Origin of the sequence: Nostoc sp. (assembly GCF_036917555.1) — a bacterium.
Classification (GTDB): Bacteria; Cyanobacteriota; Cyanobacteriia; order Cyanobacteriales; family Nostocaceae; genus Nostoc.
This window is the reverse complement of sequence record NZ_JBALDD010000001.1, coordinates 31,042-48,938: the sequence shown is the minus strand read 5'-3', so window position 1 is coordinate 48,938 and position 17,897 is coordinate 31,042. Positions and strand designations below refer to the sequence as shown.

General features: G+C 43.3%; 14 protein-coding genes and 26 tRNA genes. 34 read left to right on the top strand and 6 right to left on the bottom strand.

The genetic code is table 11. The annotated features are described in order from the left end of the window. Positions 1 to 118 precede the first annotated feature (118 nt). The 4 genes from V7K60_RS00350 to petJ all read left to right on the top strand — a co-directional run bounded on the left by V7K60_RS00350 (position 119) and on the right by petJ (position 2,217). On the top strand, positions 119 to 334 hold the full coding sequence (locus V7K60_RS00350) for a hypothetical protein (protein ID WP_334821807.1): 216 nt from the start codon (positions 119 to 121) through the stop codon (positions 332 to 334). 133 nt (positions 335 to 467) lie between these two features. Continuing rightward, positions 468 to 959, top strand: coding sequence for a photosystem II cytochrome c-550 (psbV, locus tag V7K60_RS00345; protein ID WP_334921989.1), 492 nt, complete (start codon positions 468 to 470; stop codon positions 957 to 959). A 250-nt stretch (positions 960 to 1,209) separates the two neighbouring features. Then, positions 1,210 to 1,629 carry a plastocyanin gene (gene petE, locus V7K60_RS00340; RefSeq protein WP_334921987.1) on the top strand — a complete coding sequence of 140 codons (420 nt, stop codon included), beginning with the start codon at positions 1,210 to 1,212 and terminating at the stop codon, positions 1,627 to 1,629. Between the two features lie 243 nt (positions 1,630 to 1,872). After that, positions 1,873 to 2,217 (top strand): cytochrome c6 PetJ, encoded by a 345-nt coding sequence (gene petJ / locus V7K60_RS00335; RefSeq protein WP_334921986.1) that lies wholly within the window; start codon positions 1,873 to 1,875, stop codon positions 2,215 to 2,217. A 477-nt stretch (positions 2,218 to 2,694) separates the two neighbouring features. Here the strand turns inward: petJ and V7K60_RS00330 are convergent, their stop codons facing one another. Further along, a complete protein-coding gene (locus V7K60_RS00330) occupies positions 2,695 to 4,209 on the bottom strand; it encodes a hypothetical protein (RefSeq protein WP_334921984.1) in 1,515 nt (504 codons plus the stop codon). Between the two features lie 602 nt (positions 4,210 to 4,811). Here V7K60_RS00330 and V7K60_RS00325 point away from each other — a divergent pair. Together V7K60_RS00325 and V7K60_RS00320 are read left to right on the top strand one after the other, a co-directional pair. Further along, on the top strand, positions 4,812 to 5,507 hold the full coding sequence (locus V7K60_RS00325; RefSeq protein WP_334921982.1) for an esterase/lipase family protein: 696 nt from the start codon (positions 4,812 to 4,814) through the stop codon (positions 5,505 to 5,507). A 102-nt stretch (positions 5,508 to 5,609) separates the two neighbouring features. Then, positions 5,610 to 6,269 (top strand): cytochrome b N-terminal domain-containing protein, encoded by a 660-nt coding sequence (locus tag V7K60_RS00320; RefSeq protein ID WP_334921980.1) that lies wholly within the window; start codon positions 5,610 to 5,612, stop codon positions 6,267 to 6,269. Positions 6,270 to 6,339: 70 nt separating this feature from the next. On the opposite strand, the gene V7K60_RS00315 is transcribed toward V7K60_RS00320, so the two are convergent. After that, a complete protein-coding gene (locus V7K60_RS00315; RefSeq protein WP_334921978.1) occupies positions 6,340 to 8,259 on the bottom strand; it encodes a cation:proton antiporter in 1,920 nt (639 codons plus the stop codon). A 326-nt stretch (positions 8,260 to 8,585) separates the two neighbouring features. Between V7K60_RS00315 and V7K60_RS00310 the strand changes: the two genes are divergently transcribed. Next, positions 8,586 to 8,658: transfer RNA gene (locus V7K60_RS00310), tRNA-Glu, on the top strand. A gap of 94 nt (positions 8,659 to 8,752) precedes the next feature. Here the strand turns inward: V7K60_RS00310 and V7K60_RS00305 are convergent. From V7K60_RS00305 to V7K60_RS00295, 3 genes are all read right to left on the bottom strand, one after another. Next, positions 8,753 to 9,340, bottom strand: coding sequence for an SRPBCC family protein (locus V7K60_RS00305; RefSeq protein ID WP_334921977.1), 588 nt, complete (start codon positions 9,338 to 9,340; stop codon positions 8,753 to 8,755). Positions 9,341 to 9,348: 8 nt separating this feature from the next. Next, entirely contained in the window at positions 9,349 to 11,367 is a 2,019-nt protein-coding gene (locus V7K60_RS00300) for a GAF domain-containing sensor histidine kinase (protein WP_334921975.1), read from the bottom strand. Between the two features lie 856 nt (positions 11,368 to 12,223). Continuing rightward, positions 12,224 to 12,559, bottom strand: a complete 336-nt coding sequence (locus V7K60_RS00295; RefSeq protein ID WP_094347436.1) for a hypothetical protein — start codon at positions 12,557 to 12,559, stop codon at positions 12,224 to 12,226. 438 nt (positions 12,560 to 12,997) lie between these two features. Here V7K60_RS00295 and V7K60_RS00290 point away from each other — a divergent pair, with 438 nt between their 5' ends. Both V7K60_RS00290 and V7K60_RS00285 read left to right on the top strand, forming a co-directional pair. Beyond that, positions 12,998 to 13,504, top strand: coding sequence for an HNH endonuclease (locus V7K60_RS00290; protein ID WP_334922028.1), 507 nt, complete (start codon positions 12,998 to 13,000; stop codon positions 13,502 to 13,504). 16 nt (positions 13,505 to 13,520) lie between these two features. Then, positions 13,521 to 13,910 carry an alr0857 family protein gene (locus V7K60_RS00285; protein WP_334921973.1) on the top strand — a complete coding sequence of 130 codons (390 nt, stop codon included), beginning with the start codon at positions 13,521 to 13,523 and terminating at the stop codon, positions 13,908 to 13,910. Positions 13,911 to 13,944: 34 nt separating this feature from the next. Here V7K60_RS00285 and V7K60_RS00280 read toward each other — a convergent pair whose 3' ends face one another. Further along, positions 13,945 to 14,784, bottom strand: a complete 840-nt coding sequence (locus V7K60_RS00280; RefSeq protein WP_334921971.1) for a polysaccharide deacetylase family protein — start codon at positions 14,782 to 14,784, stop codon at positions 13,945 to 13,947. 510 nt (positions 14,785 to 15,294) lie between these two features. Here V7K60_RS00280 and V7K60_RS00275 point away from each other — a divergent pair. The 25 genes from V7K60_RS00275 (at position 15,295) to V7K60_RS00155 (ending at position 17,885) form a co-directional block, all read left to right on the top strand. Beyond that, positions 15,295 to 15,368: transfer RNA gene (locus V7K60_RS00275), tRNA-Asp, on the top strand. 4 nt (positions 15,369 to 15,372) lie between these two features. Next, positions 15,373 to 15,449, top strand: a tRNA-Glu gene (locus V7K60_RS00270). Between the two features lie 3 nt (positions 15,450 to 15,452). Further along, positions 15,453 to 15,525 (top strand) — tRNA-Cys (locus V7K60_RS00265). Between the two features lie 10 nt (positions 15,526 to 15,535). Continuing rightward, positions 15,536 to 15,611, top strand: a tRNA-Met gene (locus tag V7K60_RS00260). Positions 15,612 to 15,614: 3 nt separating this feature from the next. Further along, positions 15,615 to 15,686, top strand: a tRNA-Trp gene (locus V7K60_RS00255). Between the two features lie 56 nt (positions 15,687 to 15,742). Beyond that, positions 15,743 to 15,813 (top strand) — tRNA-Glu (locus V7K60_RS00250). Between the two features lie 7 nt (positions 15,814 to 15,820). Further along, positions 15,821 to 15,903: transfer RNA gene (locus tag V7K60_RS00245), tRNA-Tyr, on the top strand. A gap of 4 nt (positions 15,904 to 15,907) precedes the next feature. Next, a tRNA-Ser gene (locus V7K60_RS00240) sits at positions 15,908 to 15,999 on the top strand. Between the two features lie 4 nt (positions 16,000 to 16,003). After that, positions 16,004 to 16,078 (top strand) — tRNA-Arg (locus V7K60_RS00235). A gap of 21 nt (positions 16,079 to 16,099) precedes the next feature. After that, positions 16,100 to 16,174, top strand: a tRNA-Phe gene (locus V7K60_RS00230). A gap of 6 nt (positions 16,175 to 16,180) precedes the next feature. Then, positions 16,181 to 16,255, top strand: a tRNA-Asn gene (locus V7K60_RS00225). 5 nt (positions 16,256 to 16,260) lie between these two features. Next, positions 16,261 to 16,333, top strand: a tRNA-Gln gene (locus V7K60_RS00220). Between the two features lie 3 nt (positions 16,334 to 16,336). Further along, positions 16,337 to 16,412, top strand: a tRNA-Gln gene (locus V7K60_RS00215). A 6-nt stretch (positions 16,413 to 16,418) separates the two neighbouring features. Continuing rightward, positions 16,419 to 16,495, top strand: a tRNA-Leu gene (locus V7K60_RS00210). Positions 16,496 to 16,501: 6 nt separating this feature from the next. Beyond that, a tRNA-Leu gene (locus tag V7K60_RS00205) sits at positions 16,502 to 16,579 on the top strand. A 91-nt stretch (positions 16,580 to 16,670) separates the two neighbouring features. Further along, a tRNA-OTHER gene (locus tag V7K60_RS00200) sits at positions 16,671 to 16,748 on the top strand. Positions 16,749 to 16,754: 6 nt separating this feature from the next. Continuing rightward, positions 16,755 to 16,827 (top strand) — tRNA-Pro (locus V7K60_RS00195). 4 nt (positions 16,828 to 16,831) lie between these two features. Then, a tRNA-Leu gene (locus V7K60_RS00190) sits at positions 16,832 to 16,904 on the top strand. A gap of 96 nt (positions 16,905 to 17,000) precedes the next feature. Further along, a tRNA-Thr gene (locus tag V7K60_RS00185) sits at positions 17,001 to 17,073 on the top strand. Between the two features lie 4 nt (positions 17,074 to 17,077). Next, positions 17,078 to 17,148: transfer RNA gene (locus V7K60_RS00180), tRNA-Gly, on the top strand. A gap of 5 nt (positions 17,149 to 17,153) precedes the next feature. After that, positions 17,154 to 17,229: transfer RNA gene (locus tag V7K60_RS00175), tRNA-Val, on the top strand. Positions 17,230 to 17,235: 6 nt separating this feature from the next. Beyond that, positions 17,236 to 17,309 (top strand) — tRNA-Arg (locus tag V7K60_RS00170). Positions 17,310 to 17,393: 84 nt separating this feature from the next. After that, positions 17,394 to 17,467, top strand: a tRNA-Ala gene (locus V7K60_RS00165). A 6-nt stretch (positions 17,468 to 17,473) separates the two neighbouring features. Continuing rightward, positions 17,474 to 17,547 (top strand) — tRNA-His (locus tag V7K60_RS00160). 267 nt (positions 17,548 to 17,814) lie between these two features. Beyond that, a tRNA-Lys gene (locus V7K60_RS00155) sits at positions 17,815 to 17,885 on the top strand. Positions 17,886 to 17,897 lie beyond the last annotated feature (12 nt).

Below are 17,897 nucleotides of genomic sequence, written 5' to 3'. Positions count from 1 at the left end.
CCCATACCCTATGCCCCATGCCCCATTCCCTAAACAGTATTTTGGGCAACAAATTGCACTCCTAACGTGATATTGGTATTACAGCGACTCAATCTCTATCTATCAGTAAACAAGCATTATGGGTTTTGCAGACCTATCGATCGCAGAGATAGCAGCCGACTACAGCATTCCTGTAGAACAAGTGTTTTCTCTGTGCAACCAACTGGGAATCGCCTACAAACACCAAAAGACCCGTTTGGCGTTAGAAGATGCAAAGGCAATTATTTCCCAAATATCCTCTGAAATACGCCCTGAAGGTACTAACGACTTGGTGGGTGATCACGAAGTCCCCTGAAGGGTTATTTCAGAACTTTGGCTAATAACTGATAGCTAATGATAAAAAACAATGAGTCATTAGCAATTAGCAGCTTGGAGATTGAGAATCGCGTTCTTAGCTGTGTTGAGCGTCAAAATCTTTAAGGGGAAACATGTTTATAAGACTAATTGGCGTTGTTGTGGCTACTGTTTTACTCTCGTTTCAGTTGATTGTCGGTAGCGCGACAGCAGTGGAACTAGACGAAGCTACCCGAACAGTGCCATTAAATACTCAAGGTGATACCGTTGTACTCAACCTTAAACAAGTCAAAGAAGGCAAACGCTTATTTAATTACGCTTGCGCCCAATGTCATGCTGGTGGAGTTACCAAGACAAACCAAAATGTGGGACTCACTCCAGAGGACTTGGCACTGGCAACACCTAACCGTAACAACATTGAAGGTTTAGTAGATTACCTGAAAAATCCCACTACTTACGACGGGGAAGAAGAGATTTCCGAAATACACCCCAGTCTCAAAAGCGCAGATATTTTCACAGCAGTGCGAAATCTGACAGATGATGACTTGGAGGCGATCGCCGGTCATATTCTCTTACAACCCAAAATCGTTGGTACTAAGTGGGGAGGCGGAAAAATCTATTACTAAATCCCGGAACTGAGTCATTGGGAATAGGGCATTGGGCATTGGAAATAGGGCATTGGGAAGAATTTAGTCCCCATTCCCCATTCCCCATTCCATATTTCCTATTCCCCATTTACTGCTGATTGGACGGCTTTTTGCAATAAATTACTCTCCATTCTTAAAAAAAAAATAGATATATGACAGATTGTCATACTTTGGCGTTGATTTTATTTAAAATGAGAAAGGGAAAAAAATTGTTTGTTAGGAGAGAGCTATGAAATTAATTTCGGCAAGCTGGCGACGCCTTAGTTTAGCTGTGTTGACAATCCTTTTAGTTGTTAGCAGCTTTGCTGTTTTTACTCCCAGTGCTTCAGCTGAAACCTACAAGGTGAAATTGGGTAGCGATAAAGGACTGCTAGCATTTGAACCGAAAAAGTTGACAATTAAACCAGGTGACACTATTGAATGGGTGAACAATAAAGTTCCTCCCCATAATGTTGTGTTTGATGCTGCCAAAAACCCCACTAAGAGCGCCGATTTAGCTAAATCTCTGTCTCACAAGAAGTTGCTCATGAGTCCTGGTCAAAAGGAAACAACCACCTTTGCAGCAGACGCACCTGCTGGTGACTACACCTTCTACTGTGAACCTCACCGTGGTGCTGGCATGGTTGGTACAATTACTGTCCAAGGCTAGAAACACTATCGTTTCACATAAGAGATTACTCAGTGAAATTAGCTCATAGCAACACGCCACACTCCTAGAGTGACGCACAAAATACACAAATGGCGGTAACTAGTCCTATCCTTACCTAAGACGCTAAACAATCTGTAGCGATCAAGGAGTGAACTCGTTACCGCCAATTTTGATCAAATTTGACTTAATCAGGGATTAATCGCGTTTATACTCTTGCTGGAGCCTTGTTACGAGGAAATTTTGTTGAGAATACTTTTATTAATTCTACTGTCGGCGATCACCCTATTCAAATTTACATTCATTAGTCCAGCGCTAGCTGCCGAAACATCCAATGGTGCTAAAATTTTTGAGGCTAACTGCGCTTCTTGCCATATAGGTGGCGGTAACATCCTTATCAGCCAGAAAACCTTGAAAAAGGAAGCATTGTCAAAATACCTAGAAAATTACAATCAAGACTCAATCCAGGCGATTATCCACCAAGTGCAAAATGGTAAAAATGCCATGCCTGCTTTTAAAGGCAAGTTAAGTTCTGAAGAGATTTTAGAGGTAGCTGATTACGTTTTTCAAAATGCAGAACAAGGCTGGTAAAGTAGCTATCCCGTCTAGTTTTTGTGGGGTGAGCGGTTTTGCCTATCTTTAGTTAATGGCCAGCTAGACGCTCATCCCACAACATAGGAGAATTTATTTATTGGAAATTCTTCAGTGCATTATCCTTGTTGGAACCTTTTAACGAACTTCTAAGTTAAATATTATGGATGACGAACTAGCGATCGCTAATTTGTCAACTACTAAAAATAATATTTTAAACCCAAAACCATGATTTAAAGACGTGATTTATCGCGTCTTGAAAAACCAATTATCTACATCAATAACCCTTAATCTAAGCGGATTGTATTTTAAACAGGACTTATACAAACAATAGTCGAAAAGAATGATTTTCAGGTAAGGACAATAACCTGCAGGTACTCCAGTTGAGAACTTGTAGAGTAGCCGCTTCTTTATCAGACGCTGCGAATGCGTCTAGATAAATTACCCCTACCTGAATCCAAAATTATCAGCGGGTGATTATTTTTCTGGATTAGACTTTTGTCTGTTTTCCTTGACTTCGCGCAACCGTTCTACTAATTTTTTATCCGATTCAGCAGCAGATGTAGACTGGCCCTGATTGATTTTCGGCAACAACAACGGTTCAGAAGTAGTAGCTGCCGATGAAGGCGTAGGCTGGTTATTTTTAATTTGCAGTTCAGATAATGGTTTGGGAGTAGCTGCTGGTGCAGTTAATGGTTTGAGAGTACCTGTTGGTGAGGATGTAGGTGGGTTATTTCTGATTTGTAAATTAGGTAATGGTTTAAAAGTAGTTGCTGGTGAGGGGGTAAGCTGATTGTTATTGATTCCCGGTGCAGATAATGACGAGGGCTTTTGCTCTTGATTAATTCCAGTAAGATTGCTCGTACTGTTTTGGAAACGTAGATTGAATGGATAGGAACTAATCTGTTTATCTCCCTTAGGGGATTGCTTGTTGAAGTATTGCCTTGCTTTTAATTGCAATTCCGGGGAAATTAACTTGTCTTGAAATTTTATATCTAAGACCTTACCATCAGGATCTACAACCAATACACCCAAAACAGCACCTTCAAGATTTGACTTATTCGTGGATAATGTTTGGCGGATGACTGGTTTTTGTTCAGCGTTGGGGTATTGTTGCTGGACTTCCTTTCTCAGGTTGGCGTAGGAGTCTAGCTGTGCAATTGCCTGTTGAGTTCCCTTAGTCGATAAATCGGGTGTTTGTAGCGTGCTTCCCCTAGTTCCAATTAAAATACCCCGATTCGTTGGAGCTTGTTTTAGAGAATTTATCAGCGGGTTTTGAGCAATTGCAGACGACGCATTCGGAATTGGTTGCGTCATTGCCTGAATTGGCACAGAAGTCGTATTTACCTGTGCTGTTTCAACGGGTGTACTGTTAGATAGGATTGGAGGCTGGGCATTCCGCAGAAGATCAGCAGGTATTTGCTGCGACTGCAATTCTGGCAACCTATTTACAGCTAGCGGCTTAGGTGGCTCGTATTTGGCGACGCTCTCATTCACATTCACCCGAGGAACTGGTCGAGAGAATCTGGCGCTGGTATTAAATTTAGAACTATCAAATTTAGACGCGTCAAACCGCAGATTATCACTAGGAATCATCCGCAAAGACTGCCTTGTAGGCAAGGAAGAGACTCGATAGTTATTCGATGATGCCGGTAGCGGAGGTAATACCAGCTGACCGGATGGTGATGGGGCTAATGGGGTTAATCCAGTTTGGGCGCTAAAGTTTGGAGCAGCAAGTGGGGCAACTGGAGGTAATTGTTGTAAACCAATTTGGGGTGTGCTTTGCGGCAAACGGTTTTGGTCTGCTTGGCTCAATTCCAAAAGTCCGACTGTTTTGGATGATGCTATTTCTTTGGGCTTGTTAGACTCCATCGGCATCAATGGTACGATCATCGCGATCGCACCGTGGATACCAAGGGAGGCTATAGCTGCTATCCCAATTGGCTGGCTTAAAATTTCTGGTATATTTTTCAGCAGGGAGACGTAAGACATAGCTGTTATCGTTCACTCACTCAGTTGCAGTTTACTAGCGATTTTCTCTCTCCGACATTGCAATATCTTGTAAGAGATGCGTTCCTCATAAGGAAATAATAACTTCCTCAGTTGGCAATCAAAACGCCAAAATTGCCATTTATTCAAGTTTTTAATTAATCTAATGACGCTGTATCATATCTTCAAAATTCGAGCTTGCTAAAGAGATATTTGAAAAATTACTACTTTTGATTTTTTATTGTTATGACGCACACAATTAAAATTAATATCTGGGAGTTTTATAAAGTTTAAGTAAACGCACAAGGTTGAATACATTAAAAATCTGCCGAAGTTGCCTTGTTTTTTAAGTCAACTACACTTCTGTAACAGATGACACACGTGCTTATCTAGGTTTGACCCTTATTTGAAAATACTACCACATCAGTAGCTCCTCAAACTGTTGCAAATTGTACAATTTTATTGACATCCTAGCGCTAAATCCCACCAAAGCTATTGGTTTTTTCTCAAAGGAGTGAGTCAGACGATCGCAATTCTAGTTCCTGAATATGACTACTTCTTCGTCAAAAAAGTTCAAACCCTCAATCTTGCATCCAAAATTTTAAATGCCGTTACCAACAGTTATTTTGCCTGGATATCTAGAAAGTGCGATCGCTTATCGCCAACTAGAACAATCCCTACAAAACTTAGATTTTCCCACAGTTACAGTTCCACTGCGGCGGCGTGACTGGCTCCCCACTTTGGGAGTAAGACCCGTAACACTGATTCTGCAACAACTCGATTACACAATCAAGCATATATTACGTCAACATAATGCTACTCAAATTAACTTAATTGGTCACTCAGCCGGAGGTTGGATATCCCGCATTTACATGGGAGAAAAGCCCTATTTAGCACGCGGTGATGTCAAACCATTTCTCTGGCAAGGGCATCCTTTGGTTGCTACTCTCATCACCTTAGGTACACCCCATATTAGCCAAGAACGCTGGACACGCTCCAATCTAGATTTTGTCACCAATAACTATCCAGGAGCTTTTTACAAAAACGTTTGTTACGTTTGTGTAGCTGGCAAAACTATCTTTGGAGAAAGGCGACCTGGTAGTTGGTTAGCTTACAGTAGTTATCAATTAACCTGTGGAAAGGGCAACACTTGGGGAGATGGCATTACACCCATTGAAGCTGCTCATTTAGAGGGGGCAGAAAATCTGGTGATTGAAGGTGTCAAGCATTCTCCTAGAAGTCCTGGAGTTTGGTATGGCTCACCAGAACCCTTAAAAGCTTGGGTACAATATTTGATTTAAAAAACTTTATTTTTATCTGAATAAATGTAAAATTTATTAATATTTCTTAGCTAAAATTAGAATTAAGAATAAATACTTAGTTAAGAACAGGAGGGGTGAGCCATGCAAAGCACCCAGTTCGATCAGATTTTGCGACGAATAGCGACGATATTATCAGTCGTGATTTTGACTCTGTGTTTAATTTATATCTCTACCGGAGTAATGCTTTCTTTTTACTATGAACCGACAGCAGGCGGAGCTTATAACTCATTGAAGATGATTAATACACAACTGCCATACGGCTGGTTGTTTTGGAGAGCGCATGATCTTGCTGGTAACGCGGTAATTGCGATCGCTCTAATTCAAATTGTGGTGATGTTTTTAGGTCGGCAATTTCGCAAGAGTTGGCTGGCTGCTTGGATTAGTGTGATTTTGTTAACCCTAAGTGCGATCGGGCTGGATTGGACAGCAATGATTTTAGATTGGACTCAGGAAGGATACTGGCGTTTTAGCATTGAGCTAGGAACCATCGAAGCCATTCCTTTCATTGGTGGACAACTGCGCGAAATCCTGACTGGGGGTGGAGCGATTAACACAGTTACTGTCGAACACCTTTACACAATACACAGTTACCTAATTGCGGTGGCGACGCTAATTCTCGCCATAGTACATTTGTCTGCTTTACTCTGGCAGGAATGGCAAATGTATCAAGAAGCGCCAAGACCAGAATTTGGTAATTTACAACAACCACCAGAAGGCGAATTTATTCCTTCCCAAAGTTAATAAAGAGTTAAGAGTCAAGAGTTAGGAATTCCTCGCCTGCTTCCCCTGCTTCCTATGCCCCCCATCCCTTTCATCCCCCAGGAGCCTCACTAGTAGAAAGTTGAGATAATTCTGCCAGGGATAGGTCTTCAACCTCTGGTAACTTTTCTAGAGAGAGGGGAGTGGATCGGGTAACACCAGATAAGCGTTTTAAAAGGCTAGGTCTGGGGTCATGCAATAGGTAAATAATGCGATCGCCAATTTCCCAATCTTGGTTAGCTGGTATTACCTGTAAGCGTTCTGCTCGTTCTACCAATAACGGTATCAACACCCCAGTCCGAATCTTTTCTTGGATGCGATCGCATTGAGTTGAAAACTCCAAGTCATCTAGCGTAGTTGTCCCCAACTTCACTCGCCCATCATTCAAATATTCATTCCAAGTTTTAATCGCTAAGTCTGGAACAAAAGCTTGATTAACTTTATTACTAGCTGAGGTACTCGCTTGCGGATCGCGGGGAAAAACAGCTAAGACGCGCGGGGGTTTAAACTCCTCAGCTGCTCGTTGAGCCAAAACAAAATTCACCTCCCCATTACTTGTCATAGCCAAAAAAGTACCCATAGAGGCAAGTCCTGCCTCTTCCAAAACAGCAGCATCCAGCGCACTGCTGGCAATAACCCGGAGATTTTGCGCCTCGGCTTGCACAAGACATTCGGGGTCAGTATCAATCATCACCACATTTTCTCCCCGTTCTTGAAAGAAACGAGCAATCACAAGACTCAAGGGATTACAACCCACAATCACTGCCCCAGTTACGTCCTTAGAGGTGATTTCTAGCCATTTCGCAACCCAGCCAGCTGTTAGCCCTTGGCAAACAACAGTCATGATAATTGTGAGGAAAACTAAAGCTTTGATGGAATCACCGCCGTTAATGCCGCGCTGTGTCAGTGAAATTGCAAAAAAAGAAGCTACAGAGGCAGCAACAATTCCTCTCGGAGCAACCCAGCTTAAAAATAGTTTCTGTCGCCAGTTGAGGTCACTGTTCCAGGTACACAACAAGATATTAATCGGGCGAACGACAAACATTAGTACCAAAACGGTGAATAAACTACCCCAACCCAAAGCAAACACACTGGCAATGGATAGGTCAGCAGCTAATAAGATAAATAGCACCGAGACACTGAGAATTGTCAGCTGACCTTTAAAGCTGCGTAACAGACGTTCTTCCGGGACTGAGGAGTTAGCAAAGACTGCTCCTGCAACTACTGTTGTCATTACTCCCGATTCACTGCGGATCATCTGCGATAAGGTAAACAAGCTCCAAAGTATCGCCAACACGACTAAGTTTTTTAGCTCAAATGACAGAAAACTGGCGCGTTTAAAAATCAAACTCATCAGATAACCGCCAGCACCACCAATTGCTGCACCAACACCCAGACGTATAAGTAAACCGACGATCGCATTGATCGGGCCAGCATCGCCGTTCAAAATCGTATCGAGGACAACGAAGGCGAGGATAGCTCCTACAGGGTCAATTAAAACCCCTTCTCCTTCCAAAAGTGTTGCCACTTGTCGATCTACATTGATTTGTTTGAGCAATGGCCCAACGACGGTTGGACCTGTCACCACGACTATGGAAGCATAGAGAAAAGCTATGTTCCAGGGAAATTCACCCAACCAGTGGGCTGCCATACTTCCACCAAGCAGGGTGATTAGCGTTCCTTGAGTGACCAGCAACTGTAGGCTGACTGAAACTCTACCTAACTCACGCAGATCCAAGTTAAGTCCGCCTTCAAACAAAATGATTGCCGTTGCTAGGGCGACTATAACTTCCAGCCCAGTGCCTAGCACGTGGGGATGCAAAAGCCCTATGCCATCAGAGCCAAACAAAATGCCCAATAGCAATAACAAGACGATGCTGGGTACACGAAGGTATGCAGCCAGCACTTGGGCGCTAATGCCTGCAAAGACAGCGATCGCCATCTGTATGGTGATTTCAAAAGATGCTTCCATGTTGTAGATTTTGAGCGATTTATTTCAAAATCTCTGGTAAAAAACCGTAGATATTAACTCTACAAAGTACAACATCATACCCTTTGTTCCTTACTGTCTTCAGCGTTTTTTAGATATGTGTATACCCCGAAATTTCCAGCGCCCAATGCTGACGCACCCTGCGGCTGACCACAGAAGCATCTACGAACTTTTTTATCTATCTCCATATCTTTATATCCTCTTCAAGCTTTTGCTTCCACCCAGTTTAACTGCCAGAAACTTTTTTTGGCAAAACCTGTTGACAATGGCAAGGAAATTGGTTAACTTATAAAAGGTCTGAGTCCGATGCCCCCATCGTCTAGAGGCCTAGGACACCTCCCTTTCACGGAGGTAACGGGGATTCGAATTCCCCTGGGGGTACTTAAAAACCACAAAAAACAAAAGCTTTTTTGTTTGAAATCTAGCAATAAAAACCATCATTCAGGTGTATTCCTGAATGATGGTTTAACTGTTATTATGCATACAGCTCTTTGCTGGCTAGCTCTTCTACACGTTGGTGAATAGCCAAAAGATTTAACCGCAAATCTTTGCTCAGGCGATTTTCAATAATTCCCACTGGCATAGTGAGTTTAGGCCAAACTTGAATTGTGTAGGACAGATTTGTTCCTAGATACTCACCGAAAGAATAAGGCTCTAAGCACCAGCTACCAGAAAAGCCTTTAAAATCTCCCTCTACCATGCGGAAATTAATTGCTTTGGGGAAGCATTCTTCCAAATCTAGAACTACCCGCGCACAAAAGTTGAAATTCAGTAAACGTTGGGAGCCTACTTGCTCCAGTCGAATTCCACCATTGGGATGCTCGATTAGGCAACTCTTGGCGAGGTTGGGGAGGAAGTCTGGTAAGGCTTCATAATTTGTCAGAACCTTCCAGATTTGCTCCACTGGGTGGGGAATTTGGACTTTAGCACTGATTTGTCGCTGTCGCTCTGCTATTTTCTCAATTTGAACTTCTACCTCAGTAGGCAAATCCCCTTCTAGGTTGGTGTCATCAGTGGAAGACTGCAAATCAGGGTTCTCTGTTGTGTTCTGTTTTTTAGTCACTTTCAGAATTATGGTTTGCTTTCGTCAGAAAATTGGGGCAAAGTCAAGGTGAAGCAAATTTCGCTCTGTTCAGAATCCGAGATTGGGAGACTTTCAACAGCGATCGCTCCATTTAGATGCTGCACTAAAGACTTGACTAAAGCAAGTCCCAAGCCAGTCCCTGGAGTCCAACGCCCTTTTCCACGGCGGAACTTATCAAAGATGTAGGTCGCTTCTTCTTCAGAGATGGCACGTCCTGTATTCGTCACCTTCATGATAACTTGATCGATTTGTTGATCGACTCGGTGAGCAGCTTCAAGGCATACTATTGTATCAGGCTCTGAGTATTTACAGGCATTCGTTAACAATTCTTGCAGGATGCGGTCAAAGCTCTCCAGTTCAGTTTGCAATTTGAGCGATTCCTCCGGCAAATCTACAGAAATATTTAATCCCTTTTCGCCAAGTTTTTTCTTAAAAGATGCTGCTATATCTTGAATTCTAGTATTTAAATCTATAGATTCTAGTTGCGGGGCTTCGTGAGGCGACTCTAGCTTTTGGAGGGTCAACAAGTCATTAATCAAGTTGATTTCCTTTGAACATTCCTGCTCAAGAATATCCAGATATTTACCCTGACGCTCTGGTGCTATTCCTGGCAAACGCAAGTTTTTTATTGACATCAGCATATTTGTCAAGGGGTAGCGTAGGCGATCGCTCATGTTACTCAAAAATTCATCTTTGAGTTCATTAAGTTTTCGCAGCTGCTCGACATACTGCCGTGTTCTTTCATGCAATTTCGCTTGGAGTTCCAGACTACTCTGGAGTTTTGCCGTCCGCTCATCTACCAAAGTTTGCACTTGGCGCAATGTCTGTGACTGAATTATGGCGTTACTCACTTGAGCGCAAACCATTTCCACAAGATTTAATTCTGCTGGTTGCCAATTGCGAATCACAGCTTGCTGTAGCACCAAGAATCCTAAAATTTTACCTTGACTTTCCAATGGTACTAAAAGTACCGCAGGCAATTCCTCCATTGCAAATAATGGAGCAGCTGTCAAGGTATCGTTTTGGTCTGTATAGTCATCGAAGATTACTGGTTTTCCAAAATCCATGAAGGCACGCTGGCATAAACCACAGTCTGAAATCAAGAAAGACTGAGCTGAAGTATCTAGTTGACTAGTGCCGGAATTTTGTGTTTCTTTAGCCCATTGAGCAATCACAGTAGCTTTCGCTTTCGGGATTTGTTTTTTAGCTTGAGTCTTAAATAATGGATCTGTATATTTTAGTAATATAAGCAAACCCCGATCTGCCTGTAGAGATTCGGCTGTCGAGGCGATAACTAATTGGAGCATTTGATTGAGCTCCAAGTTGCTACGACTTAATAGAGTTAATTGCTTGATCAAGTTTTGATGCTGCTTGCTCTTTTCCAGGGACTGCTCTTGATGAGTAATTTGTTGAGCTTGTGCTACTACAGAAAAAGCGATCGCGCAAGCCGACTCCACTTCTTTGAGCAATTGTTTTTCTGATTCACTCCATTCATAAGGTTGGAATTTAATCAGATTAATCACTCCATTATTATTGCCACCAAACCGAGTGGGAATTGCCAAAACCGCTTTTATCGGTAGTGGTAAATATTGACACCCAACTACCAGACTGTTCTGAATTATGGAAATGTCTTCAATAGTTAATGGTTGGGCAGCACATTGCAGCACTGGCGAGTGCATAAGCAACTGTTCCATCGAAAACATTTCTTCTGGGTGTGGTAACCCTAGATACTCATCAGCACACCAATTAGTAGTAGTTGCTTCGTCTGATGTTTCATCCGCTACTGAAACCAAGCAGCAGCAATCTACTTGAAAAGCAACTCCTAGCAATTGGGCAATCTCTTGCAGCATCAAAGCCGTAGCAGAGTTATTAGCAATGATTTGGTTAATCTTTTGTACCAACTCGCGGGCAGGTTCTTCCTGATGCTGCATCAGCTTGACTTGGTAAGGTTGTAGTCGATCTATGTCATCTATGTAATGTGGCGGCGATGATAAAGGCTTTTTCATTTTTGGCACGCCCTCGGATAATAACCCCATTGTTCTTGCACCCAACCTCTTGGCATATTCTTCACGTTAGTTGTGTTGCTACACCCTGATAATTGACAAATTTTGTGTGAATACTTTCTCTCACCTGTTATAGCCCTTTTCTATCTCAGATGGCCAAATTTCCACTACATCAAGCAAATTGCTACATTATTACATAAGTAATAAAATACTTAAGATATCCTATAAATGCTTAAGTTAGCTTATTTTTAACTGCTCTATCTTGAAATAATTTATTAACTGTATCCTGTCTGTAAGTATACATAAACCGTAATTTCTCTGGAATTACAGCAAAATTCCTCTTTTGAGGACGTAAAATTACGTAACTTGTTTTATAAAGCTTTATTACATTTCTTGAAAAAACTAGTAGGTTTAACAAGCTACTCTTTGATCTCCGTAACTCTCAGTAAAATATCAATAAAAGTAAAAAAGACACAAGGAGGTTGCTCTTGCAGTGTAGGCTTCTCTTCTCTACAAGAGGCTGCACCAACGAGACACACTCGTATTCAGACCTACACTGATAGCGTAACTGTGGTAGCGAGTTTGTGAGCGTCTTGCTCTCAACCTGTGGCAGAAATTTGGAGTAGAGCTTAAATTTAAATAAATTCTTGCTCATCAGAGGTTGGGCAGTTCTGGCTAAATTTTGAATGCAGCCCAGTTATTAGTAAAAATAACTAAGCTGCATTCGTCTGAATATAAAACTAAACCGCATCAATTTTCAGAACTATATTTTTTAAAGTAGTAAAAGCATCTTGTACTCCCTGCTGGTAGTAGCGGGCTTTTCGGCCCGCCCTACTCCAGGTTCGAAAATGGACGAAGTTTATCCAGCCAAGCTCTCGACACTCAGAGGAACCATATCGCCATTCCTCGTTAGTCCTAACAACATCGGTTCTTGGGGTTGAATTAGTTGACCTGTAAGTACACAGCGTTCTTCTTGCTGAGCTGTGGCAGCTATGCTAGCTCGAATGTCGGATCGCGAAAATCGAGGCTTCCACTCACCTGATTTTTGCTGGACATAATTCCAAAGGATATCTCGGATCAGAGCTTGATATCCCTGATTCCCAGCTATTTCTTTGAGCTTATCTTTGAGTTCCCGCTCTAGGCGAATGCTGGTAACTTCCATATCGGTGGTTGGGGTGCGAGCGATCGTATGCATCAGTTTTTCTCCTTGAAGGTATAGACAGGATAGTAATACAAGTGTAGTATGTTTAAAGGAATGTTCAATAGGTGAAATTTTCTGTGAAATCCATTTACCCCATCTCTACTTCAATTTTGTGCACTACCAATTGCCGAACCAATTGGGAATCAGCTGCTATGGAAGTGGAGTATTTATTTATGGGCGATGGTAGCCGAAATCATGGGCAAATCACAGAGGGTAATGATGATTATAAGTATGTAGGCTTTAGTGCACTAATTGCAAAACCACAACTAAATCAAAAAAGCGGGGGGTACAGGCGAAGGAATCCTGTACCGATATGAGACCAGAAAATTTTCCGGTCAATTCTAACCCCCGCTTCACCGAAAACTTGAAGCGGGGGTTTTTTTATAAGGAGTTATAGCTGTGACGATATCTTCCATGCGCGGCGCGAACGCAATGCAAGTGTTAGAGCAATCTGTGGTGGTGTTTTCTCAAAATTACTTGCCACTATGTCGGGTCAATATCAAGCGGGCGATTGTGCTGTTAGTGACCAACAAGGCGCAACCGCTGGGTTTTACTACAGAAGGCGGATGGCAAGTTCACTCACCCAGTTTGGTAATTGATGTGCCAAAACATATTCGCTTGACAATCACTTCTAATGAGCGGATGTGGAAAGTTCCGCCAGTGAATCGGCGGGAAGTATTGCGACGAGACCATCACAGTTGCCAATATTGCGGCAGCAGCAAACATCTAACGCTAGATCATGTGATGCCGCGTTCTAAAGGCGGTTCTCACACTTGGGATAACGTAGTCGCAGCTTGTGAAAGATGTAACTCCCGTAAAGGCGATCGCACCTTGTTTGAAGCTGGTATGCAACTGCATACCAAACCAAAAGCGCCAATCCACCCCGCGATTTCTTTTGCTGAACAGTTTTGGATAGATATGCAAGCAAACCTGGAATAACAGGAGAGCATAAGGAATGCTGAAATTAACTTACACTGAAAGCAGTTTTGATTTGGAATGTGTCACTCTGTCGCTAGAAGAATGGGTAGCGCAACGAGTGATTTTAGCCCTGCGAGTTGGGCAAGGTTTGTGCATTGAACCCACTACCGCTTCCTTTTTGCTTCCTGTTGATTTGCCAGGAGTAGAAGTATTGAGGGCTGAGGTAAAAAGAGATGACAGAGAAATCATTGCCCTCTGTGCGTGCGATGCCGAATATATGGAAGTTACCCTGCGGGGTTCTTGGCTATCAACTAGTTCTAAGGATTCTGTCGGTGTGTTTGTCACCACTATGAGCGATCGCGCTGAGTTCTTTTTGCACAAACTTTGGCAGGAAGCTCAATCTTGTGCTTCTGTGATGAGCGAATAAACGAAATAGTCGGGTGAGAAATTCTCCTCACCCTTTATTGCGCCATTTTTAGTAGTTCAGGAATTGTCACAAATCGGTAGCCTTGCTGTTTAAGTCCACTGATGATTTGTGGCAAAGCTTCTACAGTTCTGTGGCGATCACCACCACCATCATGCATTAAAACAATAGAACCAGGTTTCGCGCCTTTGAGGACATTATTTACAAATGCCTGTGGTTTGGCGTGAGGATCGGTATCAGCAGAAGTTAGCGACCACATAATGACAGCATCTTTCTGGCTTTTGGCGTAAGCGGCTAGTCCGTTGTTTAAAAAGCCTCCAGGAGGACGAAACAGAGACGTTTTAACTCCTGTAGTTTTGTATATCAGATCGGCTGTGCGATCAATTTCACTTTTGGCTGTGGCTTCATCCATTCGCCGATACCAATGATGCCAAGTATGGTTGCCAATGGCGTGTCCCTCGGCTACCTCACGCTTGGCTAGGTCAGAATTTGCTTGTAAAGCTTGTCCTACCCAAAAGAATGTTGCTTTAACATCATTTTGCTTTAAGATATCCAGCATTTCTAAGGTTGTCTTTGGCCAGGGCCCATCATCAATGCTGAGAGCAATAACCTTTTCGTTGTTGCTGATTTGCACCTTATAAACTGTTTTTCCCTGAAATTTAGTTGGGACTGTAAAAGTAGGGTTTTCTACTTTGGCTGATGGCGGTAGTTGGGCATTAATTTGGCCCTCTACTGTATGAGCTTGAACTTTTGCAATATGGATTTTGCTTATTGGTTGGTTCGACCCCAATTGGGGGGCGATACTACAAGCTGTAATCGTAGAGGCGATCGCGACAATACTAATTATCTGTTGTCGCTTGAGGTAGTTGTCTATCACGTCAGGCTTTTAAAGATTCACCCGATCATAAGCTGTAGTTTAACTTTTTAAAGGGTTTAGCAAGCTCAAATATAAGTGCAGAAGCTTTTCTAGACAATTTCAAAAAAATTTTCTAAAACCCCTTGACACCTTTTGTAGTATTTTGTAGTATATATGTAGTGAGGCGAAATACAAAGCTTCTCAAGAGTCAAATTTATGTTCTACATACAACTAAAGGACAGGCATTGGAATAAACCAGAGTCCCCACCCGACAAGGCTGCTTTTACTTGCAAAACATCGGCAGTAGAGGCAACAAACGAAAAAAGTTCTAAGTTTGCACTCATTAAAACCACTGAATATATCCGTAATACACAACAGGCTTGCTACCTAGAATTTCGGTTGTTTTCCTAACAGTTTCTAACAGTAAAAAGTCAATTATCTGAACCTTGAAAACTAAATAAGAAATGGGCAAGTTCACCAACAAAATCTGTGCTTAAAAACCTCAAAGTTTAGGCACAGATTCCCAAAAATCGGGGTGTAGCTCAACTGGCTAGAGCGTTCCGTTGTCTGCGGAAATGTTGCGGGTTCAAATCCCGTCACCCTGGTTGTAGTCCTGTAGGCGAATAGTTTAAGCCGTCAGTTTCTCAAACTGAAGATTGCGAGTGCGAATCTCGTCAGGACTCCCAAATGGCTGAGTAGCCAAGTGGTCAAAGGCGTTGGTCTGCAAAACCGACATCGTGAGTTCAAATCTCACCTCAGCCTCTGGTGCGATCGCAGTGTAGCTTAACCAGCAAAGCCCCAGGTTCATACCCTGGTATATGCGGGTGCAAATCCCGCCACTGCCACCAAATGCAGGGATGGTGTAACGGCAACACCTCGTGACTCCAAATCCGATGTTCTAGGTTCAAATCCTAGTCCCTGTGTCAGACAATTTTAGATTAAAAAATTTAATCCAAAGTATAAAATTCGGTAAATTATGCCCTCGTGGACGAATGGTTAAGTCAGTGCTCTTTCAAAGCACGGATGCGAGTTCAATTCTCGTCGAGGGAATGATTATGGGTCGGTGGCTGAGTCTGGCTGAAGGCGACAGTCTGTAAAACTGTTCTTTTTTGCACGCAGGTTCAAATCCTGCTCGACCCACTATGGAGAGGTGGCTGAGTGGCTGAAAGCGGCAGATTGCTAATCTGTTGTACGGCACGCGACTCCGTACCGAGGGTTCAAATCCCTCTCTCTCCGCCTTGAGAGTGTGGTGTAACTGGATAACATCTCAGTCTGCGAAACTGAAGATTTGAGGGTTCAAATCCCTCCGCTCTCGTTACATGATCTCTTCTTTTATCCCCCGGTAGCTCAGTTGGTAGTTAGCGCCTGTTTGAAAAACAGGAGGTCGTCGGTTCGATTCCGATCTGGGGGGTTTTGTTGCCTCATAGCTCAATGGTAGAGCAAGCGGCTGTTAACCGCGCGGTTGTAGGTTCGAGTCCTACTGAGGCAGCCATTCATTGCCGGGTGGACGAATTGGAAAGTCGCATCGCTCTGAACGATGAGGTTGCAGGTTCAAGCCCTGCCCTGGCAATAAAGCCCTGTGGTGTAATTGGCAACATAGCGCCCTTTGAAGGCGAAGATTCCAGGTTCGACCCCTGGTGGGGCTGCCAAACTTTGCTCTTGTAGCCCAACTGGAAGAGGCTGCCGTCTCAAAAACGGTAAGTTGTGGGTTCAATTCCCACCAAGAGTACCAAAATTTGCTCCTGTAGCCCAATTGGAAGAGGTGGCAGACTTAAAATCTGTTTCGTTGTGGGTTCGACTCCCACCAGGAGTACCAATACCAATTCGTAATTCGTAATTAAGAAAGTCAGATTTAATCTGGGTTTCCTGGCTTGAATTTGTTGCCGGATTTTAGAGAATTGGTACAAGCTCTCGTGGCGGAATGGAAGACGCACGCTTACCGAGGATCTAGTTTTTTACAGGTTCAAATCCTGTCGGGAGTACCAAAATATCTGGGTGTGGCGCAGATGGGAGCGCAGGAGTTTTGGGAACTCCAGGTCGCAGGTTCAATCCCTGCCACTCAGACTTTGCCCTTGTAGCCCAACGGAAGAGGCGCTTCGCTTAGAACGAAGAGGTTGCTGGTTCAAATCCAGTCAGGGGTATTGGTGATTATGCGGGGATGGAGCAGCGGTGGCTCGTGGGGCTGCATAACCTGAACATCGCCAGGTTCAACTCCTGCCCCCGTCACCAAAATTAGTGCTGGTGTAGCTCAATTGGCAGAGCAACTGATTTGTAATCAGTAGGTTGCAGGTTCAATTCCTGTTACCAGCTTGATGCGGGTGTGATGTAACGGTAGCATCTGAGTACGCCATACTCAGTGCGTGGGTTCAAGTCCCTCCACTCGCTTGCGTAGTCCTGTAACTCAATTGGTAGAGTGTCTTCCTTACAAGAAGAATGTTGCGGGTTCAATTCCTGTCAGGACTACCAAATATTGGGAGTGTAGCTCAATGGAATAGAGCTTCGAGCTTCTACCTCGAAAGTTGTGGGTTCAAATCCTACCACTCCCGCCTGAACAAGTAAAAAGAGCAAAGTAAAAAGTAAAAAAAAGAGAAATAATTAAATTCTTTCTTTTGACTTTTAACTTGTTTGATGGGGTCATAGCTCAAATGGATAGAGCGCCTGCCTTGCAAGCAGGAGGTTATGGGTTCAAGTCCCATTGATTCCATTGATGGTGTCTGAAGCCAAAGTGGTCGAGGCGCTGGTTTGTGGAACCAGTCAAAGCGGGTTCAAGTCCCGTCAGACACCCCTGAATGGAAGATGCCGCTAAATGGACGGCAACTGGTCTTGAAAACCAGGGTATGGGCAACTGTAGGGGTACGCTACGGGAAGCAAGCTACGATTCCTCCATCTTCCTCTTTTTCCACCAGAAGCCGAAAAGCGAGGCGCTGTGCTGATAACACAGAAATAGGAGGGGCAGTACCTCCCTGGTGGATTTATATCTAATGTTGGTATTACAAAGCTTGCGATGTAAGTATCCGATCGCACTTGCTCATTTCTTATTTAAATTAACTTGGGTGGTTGGCATAACGGCTGTGCAGCGGGCTTTTAACTCGCAGAAATAGGTTCGACCCCTATACCACCCACTAAACAATTCA

Coding starts and splice junctions, on each gene's coding strand:
- V7K60_RS00285 (WP_334921973.1), top strand. CDS start 13,521: ATGCTGAAATTAACTTACACTGAAAGCAGTTTTGATTTGGAATGTGTC.
- V7K60_RS00295 (WP_094347436.1), bottom strand. CDS start 12,559: ATGCATACGATCGCTCGCACCCCAACCACCGATATGGAAGTTACCAGC.
- petE (WP_334921987.1), top strand. CDS start 1,210: ATGAAATTAATTTCGGCAAGCTGGCGACGCCTTAGTTTAGCTGTGTTG.
- V7K60_RS00290 (WP_334922028.1), top strand. CDS start 12,998: ATGCAAGTGTTAGAGCAATCTGTGGTGGTGTTTTCTCAAAATTACTTG.
- V7K60_RS00330 (WP_334921984.1), bottom strand. CDS start 4,209: ATGTCTTACGTCTCCCTGCTGAAAAATATACCAGAAATTTTAAGCCAG.
- V7K60_RS00300 (WP_334921975.1), bottom strand. CDS start 11,367: ATGAAAAAGCCTTTATCATCGCCGCCACATTACATAGATGACATAGAT.
- V7K60_RS00350 (WP_334821807.1), top strand. CDS start 119: ATGGGTTTTGCAGACCTATCGATCGCAGAGATAGCAGCCGACTACAGC.
- V7K60_RS00320 (WP_334921980.1), top strand. CDS start 5,610: ATGCAAAGCACCCAGTTCGATCAGATTTTGCGACGAATAGCGACGATA.
- V7K60_RS00315 (WP_334921978.1), bottom strand. CDS start 8,259: ATGGAAGCATCTTTTGAAATCACCATACAGATGGCGATCGCTGTCTTT.
- psbV (WP_334921989.1), top strand. CDS start 468: ATGTTTATAAGACTAATTGGCGTTGTTGTGGCTACTGTTTTACTCTCG.
- V7K60_RS00325 (WP_334921982.1), top strand. CDS start 4,812: ATGCCGTTACCAACAGTTATTTTGCCTGGATATCTAGAAAGTGCGATC.